Consider the following 12719-nt stretch of genomic DNA (forward strand, 5'->3'; position numbering starts at 1 on the left):
TGTTATTTCGAAGATTGTCGAAATTAATTTGGATCGCTATCACAAGGCATGAAATTATTTGAGGAAATTCAGGCCTGTCGTCTATGTGCTGATCGATTTGCTGCGACGGCGACCGCGCATGTGCCGCGGCCCGTCGCCTGGTTTCGGCCAGGAGCGAAAGTGCTGATCGTTGGGCAGGCGCCAGGGGCACGTGTTCACCAAAGTGGTCGCCCTTTTACCGATCCGTCCGGCGACCGGTTGCGGGACTGGATGGGGGTGGATGCGTCTGTTTTTTATGACACATCACAAATCGCAATTGTTCCGATGGCTTTTTGTTTTCCAGGCTATGACGCCAAAGGCAGCGACCTGCCACCGCCGCCGATTTGCGCGGAAACTTGGCGGATGCGGGTGATGAATGAACTGGGCGAGATACCTCTGACGTTGGTCGTCGGTGGCCACGCGCAGAAGTGGCATCTTGCCAGCAAGGCGGGGGTTACGGACACAGTCCGGTCATGGCGCGACCATGCGCCTGCGGTCTTTCCCTTGCCACATCCGTCGTGGCGCAATACGGGATGGATCAAGAAACACCCGTGGTTTGAGGCGGACCTGCTGCCTACCCTTCGGGCGCGTATCAAGGAGACTTTGGCGTGACAGATTCAACCGAGCTTACGACCCCACTGGATCAATATCACGCTGCCATGCAGAGCGCGCCCGACGATGACGGTGCCCGGTTGCGGTTTTTTGAGCGGTTGGCGGATGCGGAGCTTTTCCTGCTGCTTGAAAAAGAGCCAGAGGGGGATCGGATTTCGCCAGAGGTGTTTGAAACCTCGGATGCGTCGTTTGTGTTGGTGTTTGATACAGAGGAGCGGCTGAGCCAGTTTGTCGGACGGGTTGCGCCTTATGCCGCGTTGTCGGGGCGCATCATTGCGTCGATGTTGGCAGAGCAGGGCATCGGTCTGGCGCTGAACCCCGAGGTTGCGCCGTCTTCGATGTTGGTGCCAGCGGATGCGCTGGGCTGGTTGGTGGACACGCTGACACATGCGCCGGATGAGGTGGAGGCCAAGGTCGAGGCGTTTACCGCCCCAGCAGGATTGCCGGAAGAATTGATCACCGCGCTAGACGCAAAGCTTTCGACAACAGCGGGGTTGGCCAAGACGGTTTATCTTGTGGGCGTGACCTATGACGGCGGCGGGCATTCGCACTTGTTGGGGTTTGTCGATGCAGTCGACGCCGCGCAGGGCGCTTTGGCGAAAGCCGTCAACGAGGCTTTGACATTCTCGGGAATCGAGGCCGGCGCTTTGGATGTCGGGTTCTTTTCAGCGAGTGATCCGGTGTCGGCACAGCTTGCCCGCGTTGGGCTTCGGTTTGATTTGCCTGAGCGGACGGAGGTGTGTGATCATGTGCCTGCGACCCCCGGCAGTGACCCCAGCAAGCCACCAATCTTAAAATAGCCTGTGGACCTCCCGCCCGGATTTGATGCCTGACGGCATCGCACCCGGTTGGGCGTGGCTCAACTGCGCTGAGCCTGACACTTAGTAACCGGCTGATCGGTCGACGAGGTGCAGCAGAGGGGCACCGGTTTCGCCTCGGTGAATGTTGTCCGCGATCACCTGAGAGGCGGTGCGGGCGCGTGTTTCCGAGGCAATATGCGGTGTCACGGTCACTTGTGGATGCGCCCAAAATGGGTGGTCGACGGGCAGTGGTTCGACGCGAAAAACATCAAGTGTGGCGTGTGCGATGTGTTCGCTGTTAAGCGAGTCGAGCAAAGCGTCGTCATCAATCAGCTGACCACGGCCGGGATTGACGACAAATGCACCTTTGGGCATCCAGCTGATCCGGTTGGCGTCGAGTAGGTTCTCTGTTGCGGGCGTTTTGGGGAGCAGAAGCACCAGAATGTCCGCAACCGTTAGGGCCTGGCGCAGCCCGTCATCGCCTGCAAGACAGGTGATGCCGTCTGCGGTCTTTTGACGTCGGCTCCAGCCCGTCACGGGAAATCCGAGTCCGGAAAGCGTTTTGGCGCACGCCAAGCCAAGTTCACCAAGGCCGAGCACGGTGACGCGCCGGTCCTGCGCCAGCGGCGGGACATGGTCTCGCCATTGGCCGTCCTGACCCGCGATGTGCAGATCCATGCCGAGGTGATGACGCATCACGTGCCCGGCCACATACTCCACCATGCCTTGCGTCATACCCGGGTCGACCATGCGAGCGAGAGGTTGGGTCAGGGTTTTATTGCCAACCACGTTTTCGACACCGGCCCACAGGTTCAGCACGGCTTTGCAACGGGTGTAAGGCGTAAAATCCTGAACAGGGCTGTTGGGCGCGTACACAATGTAGTCCACGTCCTGCGGCGCAAATTCAGTGCGTAGGTCAACAGACAGGTCGAGTTCCGTAAATGCGGCCTGTAATGTCTCTCTGTATTGCTCCCATCGTTCTGGCAGCGCAGCAAACAACACGTTGATCATGACGCGAAAACCCCATCCATGTTTGCAAACCCTTTGATCTCGATTGGGTTTCCGGAGGGATCACGGAAAAACATGGTGCTTTGCTCGCCGGGTTCGCCAGCAAACCGAGTAAACGGTGCGAGGACGAAATCGACGGCGCTGTCCTGTAGGCGTTTTGCCAGTACGTCCCAGTCCTGTTTTGGCAGGATCACACCAAGGTGCGGCATGGGCACCAAGTGCTCCCCGACATGGCCGGTCGACGCGGTTGCAAATGGGGTGCCCAAGTGCAGCGAGATCTGATGTCCAAAGAAGTCGTAATCGATCCAGGTATCGGTGCTGCGCCCCTCGCGGCATCCAAGCAAGTCGCCATAAAAGGCGCGGGCCGCGTCCAGATCGGTGACGTTATACGCCAAGTGAAAAATGCTCATGTGCAGGTTTCCTCGTTTCGGTGTGTCGGGCTTGGGCCAAGTGGTATCGGCATCGGAAGGGGCAGGCCAGCCCGTTTCTTCATGCTCAAACGCAAGAATTCATTGGATTTGAGATTTGAGGAGTCGCCGATCAGGATTGTAACCTAAGTTGCCTCCTTCGTTCGTGGCCTTGTGGCAGGAGGGCCGTCTGGGCTGACACGCCGCAGGGTTAGCGGGGGCGGTGCACGTGGGCGCTTTGCACCAGGCCGAACGCTAGCATGAGGACCAGCATTGCGGAGCCACCGTAGCTTACCAATGGCAACGGCACACCGACAACCGGCGCCAAACCCATGACCATCGACATGTTGACCGCAAAGAACAGGAAAAATGCGCCGGCAATCCCGATGGTCAAAAGCGATGCATAGCGGTCCCGATTGGAAATTGCAGAGGCCACGCAGAACAGGATGATCAAGGCATAAAGGGATAGCAGGGACACGGCGCCGATGTAGCCGAACTCCTCTGCCAAGGTCGTAAAGATAAAGTCCGTGTGCTTTTCCGGCAAAAAGTTCAACCGGCTTTGTGTGCCTTGCATGAAGCCGCGCCCGGTCCAGCCGCCGGAGCCCAGAGCGATTTTGGACTGCGTGATGTGATAGCCCGCGCCCAGCGGATCAGATGCCGGATCAAGGAAGGTGTCGATGCGGCGATACTGATAGTTTTTGAGAAGCTGCCAAGAGGTTCCGCGGGATTGAAAAACCGCAAAAACAAGGCCCATGCCCATTCCAAATACCGCGGTGAAGTACCCCCAGTGGACGCCGGCCGCAAACATCACAATGGCGCCACCAGCCAGCAAAAGAATCGCGGTGCCAAGGTCCGGTTGGCGCAAGACAAGGGCCGTCGGTATGACAATAAGTAAGACCGGAATCAGCACATACTGAGGACGAGACGTCTTTCTGGGTGGCAGCCAATCATAATAGGCGGCCAAGGCCATTACGAGCGCGACTTTCATCAATTCGCTGGGCTGCAGACGCATGAAGCCCAGATCGATCCAACGCTGTGCCCCCATTCCGACGCTACCGATGACTTCCACCAGAATGAGCAGCACGAGGGCGCCGATGTAAACCGCCCCTGATACGGATCGCCAGAACCATATTGGCACCATTGCCACGATGAACAAAAGCACGACGCCCATGGCATAACGCTTCATCTGAGGTTCGGCCCAGGGGGAGAAAGACCCGCCAGCAACAGAATACAACATCAAGAAGCCGACGCTGGCCACTGCTGTGACAAGCAAAAGCAAAGGCCAGTTCAGATGCAAGATTTTGCGAGGCCCAGTTGGCACATGTTTGACGGAGTATTCGAGGTAACTCATATCCGCACCTACGCCCGGTCTCGTCGTGTGACGCTGCGCCCGGGTTCCAGTATGCGCATCTCTTCTTGCTGTTTTTTGATGCGCTGACGGTCTTTTGCGGGGTAGGCGTCCAGCGGCGGTGCGTCGCCGTAAAGCGCCTGTAGGGTGATATCGCGCGCGATGGGGGCAGCCGCTTTGGAGCCGCCGCCGCCGTGTTCGACCACCACAGCCACGGCAATTTCAGGCGCCTCGTATGGGGCGAAATTTACGAACAACGCGTGATCTCGCCGGTTCCAGGGCAAGTCCTCGTTGCGGGTTACGCCGCGCGCGCGTTCTGCGGCAGTGATGTTGCGCACCTGAGATGTGCCGGTCTTGCCAGCCAGTCGGAATTTGTCCTCGATGATGCGGCTGCCATATGCCGTGCCTCGCCGATGGTTGGAGACGGCGTACATGCCGCGCCGAACCTCGTTTAGGTAAGCCTCGTCGATACCGATGTTGGAAGCAGGCGCCACGGGCGCATCAACGCCGTTGACCGATTTGACCAACCTTGGCGTGACATTCAGCCCGGTCGCCAATCGCGCCGTCATCACAGCAAGTTGCAGGGGCGATGTCAGGACAAAACCCTGTCCGATGGAGACGTTGACCGTGTCACCAACAACCCAGTCCGCGCTGCGTGCATCGCGCTTCCAGTCCCGACTTGGGTTCAACCCACGCGCCACGCCGGACAGCGGCAGGTCGAACCTTTCACCAATGCCGAATTTGGCGGCCATTGCGGAAATATTGTCAATGCCGACCTCTAACGCGAGTTCATAGAAGTAGACGTCGCAGCTTTCACGCAGTGCTTGGGCTAGGTTCACATGTCCGTGTCCCGCTCGTTTCCAGCAGTGAAAGCGACGGTTTGAGACTTCGAGATGTCCAGGGCACCACACGGTTTGATCAGGACGGGCAATGCCGGCCTCAAGTGCTGCCAAAGCCGTGATCATTTTGAAGGTTGAACCGGGCGGATAAGTGCCCTGAACCGACTTGGCGGCTAGGGGACGATGGTCGTTTTCTGTCAGCTCGCGGTAGTCAGCCACCGAGATGCCCTGCACAAACAGGTTTGAATCAAAGGTCGGCGCGGAGGCAACGGCAAGCAAGTCGCCGCTTCGGCAATCCATTACGATCGCCGTGGCGCTTTCCTCTCCGAGGCGTGCCTGCGCGTAGGATTGCAGCCGCTGATCGATGGTCAATTGCACCGCATCGCCCTGCTGGCCTTCGCGACGATCTAGCTCGCGCATAACACGGCCTACGGCATTCACTTCAACCCGCTTGGTGCCGGCCTTGCCGCGCAGGGAGTCCTCCAGCTTGCCTTCGAGACCAACTTTGCCAATTTGAAACCGCGGGATGCGCAACAGTTGATCCGGGTTCTCGATCTTGGACAGGTCGTAATCTGACACCGGGCCGACATAGCCCACCACATGGGCAAAGTCGCCGCGAAGCGGGTAGAATCGAGACAGGCCAACTTCGGGCGTGATGCCGGGCAACGCGGGCGCGTTCACGGCCACGCGGGACAGTTCTTCCCATGTTATGCGATCCGCGACGGTCACCGGCAGAAAGGGTGGCGAACGCCGCATTTCTGTCGCCGCTGCGTCGAGTTCTGCGGGGTCGAGTTCGATGAGAGAGGCCAATTTTTCGATCACAGCATCAACGTCGCCGGCGTCTTCGGGCACAAGTGTGACGCGATAGGCAGGTTCATTTCGCGCCAGTACCACCCCGCGGCGATCAAAAATCTCGCCTCGGGCGGGTGGAATTAGACGGATGTTGATCCTGTTCTCTTCGGCCAAAAGCCGGAACTGATCAGCTTGGTTTAGCTGCAGATGGCGCATCCGCATGCCGAGGCCACCCATAAACAATAGCTGTGTGCCGCCCAAAAGTAGGGCGCGGCGAGATACGCGCGCATGGGTTTCTGCACTTTCCGCTGGATTTTTGCGCATTACACTGCCCCCAGCGTGGCATCACGCGCGGCCTGACGCCGTACACCGAAAAGCGTCTGAGAGAGCAAAACCACAAAAGGGTAAATGGCGATGTTCATAATGACCTGAATTAAGGTCAAACCCAGCGATGGCCGGTCCAAGAAAAACAACATCAAAATCAGACGCGCAACGATCGGTATAAGGATCATCAAAGCCGCAACCGTCGCCCATTCGGTGACAAATGTGGCGTCGCGCAGAGCTGGCGCACGACGGCGCAGCAATTCCACGCCGATCACCATTGTAAATGCGCCGAGCCCAGGCGGGCGCAGAAACAAGAAATCTGCCAACAAAAACACCAGAGCCACGAGCAAAGGCGGGGTGTAGTCCGGTTGACGTACTGCCCATGCCAGGCACAACACAACCATCAGATCGGGTCCCGACCACAATTGGGGCGCGGTGCTGAAGGGGGTAAGCTTTAGAAGAATAAAGATTACGCATAGCAGCGAAAAGACCAGCCGCATGCCCCATTTGCGCGAGAACACCCCCTCAGCCATCGTGATCACCATTGGTTAGCGGAGCGCCACTTGGCCGCACAATGGCGCCATGGGTGTCAATTCTGTCCTGCCCGTGGTGGCGCAGGACCCGCAGGAATTCGAGGCGCTCGTAATCTGCTGCTAGCCGCACTCGCAAGCGGCCCGCAGGGTCAATAGCCACCTGACCAATCAGCAAACCGCCGGGAAACACGCCGCCATCTCCCGAAGTCACAACGCGATCGCCGGGACGTACCAGATCGGGGGTTTCGACAAAATCAATCAACGGCGCAACTGAGTTGTCGCCGGCAATCAGCACGGATTGGCCAGACTGCTGGATCACAGCGGGGATCCGGCTTGAGGTGTCTGTCAGCAATAGCACGCGCGCGGAACTCTTGCCGACCCCGGAAATCCGCCCGACCAGCCCCACGCCGTCCATGGCCGCCCAGCCATCCACAATGCCGTCACGTTGACCAATATTGAGCAGCACGGATTGTCGGAACGGCGACCCGCTATCGGTTAAAACCACGCCGGTGACGAATGTGAGGCGTGGGTCAAGTCGCACATTGTTGAGGTCCAAAAGACGTGCGTTTTCCTGCTCCAACTGCAGCGCCGCCTCTTTCCAAACTTTCATCTGTTGCAATTCACGTCGCAGTTCGCGGTTTTGCTCGACAATACGTTGGTAGCTTTGAAAATCGCGTAGGAGGTTCACCGCGCCTGTAACGGGCGCCATGGCCCAATCAAAACTGGGAACTACCGCATCGGTGATTTGCGCGCGGAAGCGTTCCACGCGCGGGCTGTCGATGCGCCAGATGATAAAAATCCCGAACAGCGCGAGCAGAAGCACACCCAAAAGCAACCGCTTGAGCGGGCCACTAAAATCTTCGCCCTGATTGCGTTCGCGTGCCAACGTGACCTCGTGTGTGAAACCTGCGTATGCAGAAGCTGTCCCAAGGTTTAGCACGGCGACTTGCACGCACCAAACTCACATATTGGTCAGACCTTTAGCTGTCGTAATCGATCGCGTGGCGCAGCTGCTTTTCGTATTCCAAAGCTTTGCCGGTGCCCATGGCCACACAGTTCAGACTCTCGTCTGCGATCGACACGGCCAAACCAGTCTGCTCTCGCAGGGCCAAATCCAGATCACCCAAAAGCGCGCCGCCACCGGTCAACATCACGCCGCGATCAACAATATCCGCAGCCAGATCCGGAGGCGTGGCTTCCAGCGCGGTCATGACGGCCTCGCAAATTTGTTGCACAGGTTCGGCAAGCGCTTCTGCAACTTGTGCCTGAGAAATCTCGGTCTCCTTGGGTACCCCGTTCAACAAATCACGACCGCGAATCTGCATAGAGGCGCCGCGCCCGTCGTCAGGCATGCGAGCTGTCCCGATGGAGGTTTTGATCCGCTCTGCGGTGCTTTCGCCAACGAGCAGGTTCTGCTGGCGGCGCAGGTAGTTTATGATGCCTTCGTCCATGCGGTCGCCGCCAACGCGCACGGACCGCGCGTAAACAATGTCGCCAAGCGAGAGAACCGCAACTTCGGTGGTGCCGCCGCCGATATCGACAACCATGTTGCCGGTGGGGTCCGTGATGGGCATGCCTGCGCCAATCGCGGCTGCAATCGGTTCTGCGATCAGACCGGCGCGGCGGGCGCCTGCCGAGAGAACGGATTGACGGATCGCGCGTTTTTCAACCGGCGTTGCGCCATGCGGCACACACACAATGATCTTGGGCTTAGAGAATGTGGAGCGTTTGTGCACTTTGCGGATGAAATGTTTGATCATCTCTTCGGCAGTGTCAAAGTCCGCAATCACGCCGTCGCGCATCGGGCGGATGGCCTCGATGGAGCCGGGCGTGCGCCCTAGCATCAGCTTGGCGTCTTCGCCCACCGCGAGCACCTTTTTCACGCCGTCTTTGACATGATAAGCCACAACTGACGGTTCGCTGAGAATGATGCCTTTTCCTTTGACATAGACCAGCGTGTTTGCGGTCCCCAAATCAATGGCCATGTCAGAGGTGAACAGCCCGCCCAAATTTCCCAGCATGTGATTACTTTCCCTCAAATTCAGTCGGCCCGCGACTCTCCCAAGTCCGAGCGCTGCACTTATATGAAGCCTTTGGCAGATGTGAAAGACCAAGAAGGCGTGTGGGCGGGTTTTCGCCGCGTCGATTTGTCAGAGTGGACCTGTCAAAACTAACAAACCGTGAACAAGGGATTGCAGTTGGAAGCGACCACGTGCCCAAAGGCGTTGTGGCCCCTTAACGCTTCTGATTAATTGCCGACCATGCTGTCATACCAACATATCTATCATGCCGGAAATCTGGCCGACGTTCACAAACACGCCCTGTTAGCCTGTGCGCTTGACTATATGACCCAAAAGCCAAAGCCATTGAGCTATCTGGAAACGCATTCGGGGCGGGGTTTGTATCACCTGGATGCCGCCGAGGCTGTGAAAACTGGCGAAGCTGAAGCTGGTATCGGGGCTGTTGTGGATTGGTTTGGGGCAGACCATCCTTACGCAAAAGCGTTGAGCAAGGTCCGGGACCAGCACGGGGCGGCGGCGTATCCCGGATCGCCGGTGCTTGCAGCGTCGCTGTTGCGGCCGGCGGACCAAATGCACCTTGCCGAGCTGCATCCGCAAGAATGTGAAGCGTTGCGCGAAGCCATGTTTATGTCGCGTGCCAAAGTTTACCAGCAGGATGGGTTTGAAATGGCGCAGGCGGTATGCCCGCCCACGCCCCGTCGAGGGATGCTGTTGATTGACCCGAGTTATGAGATCAAAACCGACTATGCGACCATTCCTGGCGCGATTGCCAAGTTGAACCGCAAGTGGAACGTTGGTGTGATCGCGCTTTGGTATCCGATCCTGACCGACGACAGCCACACGGAGATGGTTGGCGCTTTGCTGGAACGAGATCTGCCTGGCGCGCTGTGCCATGAGGTTCGGTTCCCGCCGGCAAGGGATGGTCACCGCATGGTTGGGTCCGGTATGTTTTTTGTAAATGCACCGTTTGGATTGCAAAAGGAATGCGATCGGCTTGAGGCGCTTTTTGCAAGCCTCTCAGCCTGACAGGACGCAAAACGGCATGGGCGATTTTGCGCCAAACCAGAAATCAAAAACTGGGCAGGATGCATTGTGCCTTGCATACCGCACCTTTATCAATCCAACTACTGAAAACTCATGGGAGGCGCGTTCATGACGGGCGGCACAAGTTTGCTGGCGATCATTGCCATTTTGCCGTTCTTGGGCGCGTTGGTGCCTGGGGTGATGATCCGAGCTGGCCGCAATGCCTGTGCAAGCTTTGCAGCGGTGCCAACGGTGCTGGCGCTGATCCTGCTGGGCACGCAAGCGCCAGCTGTGCTGCGTGGTGAGGTCATCCAGACCTCTTTTGAATGGTTGCCCACGCTTGGCCTGTCGGTGAGTTTCTTTCTGGATGGGCTGGGTCTGCTGTTTGCGCTGATGATTTTGGGCGTTGGGCTTTTGATCACGGTCTATGCGCGGTTCTACTTGTCCTCTGCTGATCCGATGGGACAGTTTTATACTTATCTATTGTTGTTTCAGGGGGCGATGCTGGGCATCGTTCTGTCTGATAACATTCTGTTGCTGCTCATTTTTTGGGAGCTCACCAGTCTTTCGTCGTTCTTGTTGATCGGTTTTTGGAAGCATTTGCCCGAAGGCCGACAAGGGGCCCGTATGGCGCTGACTGTGACCGGGGCAGGTGGGCTGGCGATGATCGCTGGGATGCTGATCCTTGGTAATATCGTGGGCAGCTACAATCTGACGGATATTCTTGCCGGAGGCGACGCAATCAAGGCCAGCGAATGGTACATGCCCGCGTTGATCCTGATTCTGATCGGGGCTTTTACCAAATCGGCCCAGTTTCCGTTCCACTTCTGGCTGCCGCACGCGATGGCCGCACCAACGCCGGTGTCGGCATATCTGCATTCTGCGACGATGGTGAAGGCGGGTGTATTTCTGATGGCCCGCATGTGGCCCGCGCTGGCGGGGACTGAGGCGTGGTTTTATATCGTGGCAACAACCGGCCTTGTGACAATGGTGATCGGCGCGCTGATTGCGTTGTTTAAAGACGACCTAAAGGCGCTTTTGGCCTTTTCCACGGTCAGCCACCTTGGCCTTTTGACCATGTTGTTGGGTTTCGGCACCAAAGCTGCAGCAATTGCGGCGGTGTTTCACATCATCAACCACCTGACGTTCAAAGCCGCGCTTTTCATGACTGCTGGCATTGTGGATCACGAAGCACACACCCGCGACATCAAACGTTTGGGCGGATTGGCAAAGCTCATGCCGATCACGGCCGTCATTGGTACCATAACGGCACTTTCGATGGCGGGGGCCATTCCGTTGAACGGATTTATTTCCAAGGAAATGATGCTTGAAGAGGCCGCGCACACGACATGGATGAACAACCCATGGATCGTGCCGGTTCTGGCCACGTTCGGCGCGTGCCTGTCGGTCGCTTATTCGCTGCGCTTCATTTTCCACGTCTTTGGCGGCAAGGTTCGTGATGATTACCCGTCGACACCGCATGATCCGCCCTTTGGTTTATATGCGGCCCCTGCACTGCTGACCGTTTTTGTGGTGCTGCTTGGTGTGATGCCCCATTTGGCTGAGCCCTTGGTTATGGCCGCTGCCAATGCGGTTACCGGACAGGAGACGCATCCGCATCTTGTGCTTTGGCACGGTATCACCCCAGCGCTTTGGATGTCGGTAATCGCGTTTACCGTGGGTGGCGTGTTTTATGCGATGCATGGCCAAGCCAACCGGATCTGGCTTGCAATGCCGCGCCCCGAAGCAAAGGCGGTTTTTGATTGGATCATCGCGCAGTGCGTCGGGTTTGCAAAATGGGCGTCTGAAATTACGCACAATGGCGCCATCAGTCGCTATTTGGCCATTTTTGTGAGCGCCACGCTGGTATTGGGTTACATGGCATTTCGCAGTGGTCCAATTGCGCCACCCACGCGCGAGATGTTGCCTGTGCCGTTCCCAGTCCTGATCGGCTGGACAATTTTGGTGGCAGCAACGTTGCTTGTGGTCATGAACCACCACCGCCGTTTCCTAGCGTTGGTGTTCATCAGCATGATCGGTTTGGCGATTTCGGGTGGCTTTGTTTATCTCTCAGCACCGGACCTCGCATTGACGCAGATTTCGGTCGAAACTGTCACCATCATGCTGTTGTTGCTCGCGTTGCACTTCATGCCCAAGACCAGCCCACGTGAAAGTTCCATGGCGCTGAGATCCCGTGATGCGGGCATCGCTATAGCGGCAGGCGTGGGTGTGGCGGCGCTTACAATGGCGTTCCTGGTGCGCGATTTTGACTCGATTTCAGCATACCACCTGGCCAACTCCTACACGGGCGGCGGCGGCACCAATGTGGTCAACGTGATCCTCGTCGACTTCCGCGGCTATGACACCTACGGCGAAATCATCGTTCTGGGGATCGCGGGACTTACGATCTACGCGCTGATGGATGCGCTTTTGAGAGGACCGGCAGCCAAAAGGCTGCGCGCCCGTGACTATTCGCAGGACCGCTCGCGGGATCGTCACCCGTTGATGATGGTTGTCGCCACACGGGCCATGTTGCCGATTGCCATGATGGTCGGGGTTTACATATTCCTTCGCGGACACAACCAGCCGGGAGGCGGCTTTATTGCCGGGTTGGTGATTTCGATCGCCTTCCTGATGCAATACATGGCGTCGGGTTTTGCCTGGGCACAGCTCCGCCAAAAGGTCGAATACCACAAGCTGTTGGGCTGGGGCGTCGTTATTGCCGGGCTCACAGGGGTTGGGTCGTGGTTTGCCGGCAAACCTTTCCTGACAAGTGCATACGGCTATATTCACTGGCCTCCGATCGAGGAATTTGAATGGGCCACGGCCATTGCCTTTGATCTGGGCGTGTTCCTTGCAGTGTTGGGCGCGGTGATGCTGATGCTTTATAGCCTCAGCCGGATTGCGCGGTTTGCGGGTGAAACCATCAACATCGATCCCATGGATCACGACCCTTCGGCGGACGCCGAGATGACCGAAGCGGAGGAAGCGTGA

11 protein-coding genes are annotated in these 12719 nt (G+C 57.7%); 4 read left to right on the forward strand and 7 right to left on the reverse strand.

Annotated elements, in window-relative coordinates:
* Positions 1-48 precede the first annotated feature (48 nt).
* Together SHIM_RS10615 and SHIM_RS10620 are read left to right on the forward strand one after the other, a co-directional pair.
* Positions 49-630 (forward strand): uracil-DNA glycosylase family protein, encoded by a 582-nt coding sequence (locus SHIM_RS10615; protein WP_054002622.1) that lies wholly within the window; start codon positions 49-51, stop codon positions 628-630.
* A 47-nt stretch (positions 631-677) separates the two neighbouring features.
* Entirely contained in the window at positions 678-1430 is a 753-nt protein-coding gene (locus SHIM_RS10620; protein ID WP_054002940.1) for an SseB family protein, read from the forward strand.
* A gap of 81 nt (positions 1431-1511) precedes the next feature.
* On the opposite strand, the gene SHIM_RS10625 is transcribed toward SHIM_RS10620, so the two are convergent.
* From SHIM_RS10625 to SHIM_RS10655, 7 genes are all read right to left on the reverse strand, one after another.
* Positions 1512-2441 (reverse strand): 2-hydroxyacid dehydrogenase, encoded by a 930-nt coding sequence (locus tag SHIM_RS10625; protein ID WP_054002623.1) that lies wholly within the window; start codon positions 2439-2441, stop codon positions 1512-1514.
* Positions 2438-2848, reverse strand: coding sequence for a VOC family protein (locus tag SHIM_RS10630; RefSeq protein ID WP_054002624.1), 411 nt, complete (start codon positions 2846-2848; stop codon positions 2438-2440). The genes SHIM_RS10625 and SHIM_RS10630 overlap by 4 nt, the downstream gene beginning before the upstream one ends.
* A 208-nt stretch (positions 2849-3056) precedes the next feature.
* Positions 3057-4196, reverse strand: a complete 1140-nt coding sequence (gene rodA / locus SHIM_RS10635; protein ID WP_054002625.1) for a rod shape-determining protein RodA — start codon at positions 4194-4196, stop codon at positions 3057-3059.
* 8 nt (positions 4197-4204) lie between these two features.
* Complete coding sequence (mrdA, locus tag SHIM_RS10640) at positions 4205-6148, reverse strand: penicillin-binding protein 2 (RefSeq protein WP_054002626.1); 1944 nt, start codon at positions 6146-6148, stop codon at positions 4205-4207.
* Positions 6148-6693: a hypothetical protein gene (locus SHIM_RS10645; RefSeq protein WP_054002627.1), complete on the reverse strand. Its 546-nt coding sequence runs from the start codon at positions 6691-6693 to the stop codon at positions 6148-6150. The genes mrdA and SHIM_RS10645 overlap by 1 nt, the downstream gene beginning before the upstream one ends.
* On the reverse strand, positions 6674-7567 hold the full coding sequence (mreC, locus tag SHIM_RS10650; RefSeq protein WP_054002941.1) for a rod shape-determining protein MreC: 894 nt from the start codon (positions 7565-7567) through the stop codon (positions 6674-6676). Before mreC ends, SHIM_RS10645 begins: the two co-directional genes overlap by 20 nt.
* Positions 7568-7661: 94 nt before the next feature.
* Positions 7662-8702: a rod shape-determining protein gene (locus SHIM_RS10655; protein ID WP_054002628.1), complete on the reverse strand. Its 1041-nt coding sequence runs from the start codon at positions 8700-8702 to the stop codon at positions 7662-7664.
* 240 nt (positions 8703-8942) lie between these two features.
* Here SHIM_RS10655 and SHIM_RS10660 point away from each other — a divergent pair, with 240 nt between their 5' ends.
* Together SHIM_RS10660 and SHIM_RS10665 are read left to right on the forward strand one after the other, a co-directional pair.
* Positions 8943-9728, forward strand: a complete 786-nt coding sequence (locus tag SHIM_RS10660) for a 23S rRNA (adenine(2030)-N(6))-methyltransferase RlmJ (protein WP_054002629.1) — start codon at positions 8943-8945, stop codon at positions 9726-9728.
* A gap of 126 nt (positions 9729-9854) precedes the next feature.
* Complete coding sequence (locus SHIM_RS10665; RefSeq protein WP_054002942.1) at positions 9855-12719, forward strand: monovalent cation/H+ antiporter subunit A; 2865 nt, start codon at positions 9855-9857, stop codon at positions 12717-12719.

Origin of the sequence: Shimia sp. SK013 (assembly GCF_001292625.1) — a bacterium.
GTDB lineage: Bacteria > Pseudomonadota > Alphaproteobacteria > Rhodobacterales > Rhodobacteraceae > Shimia.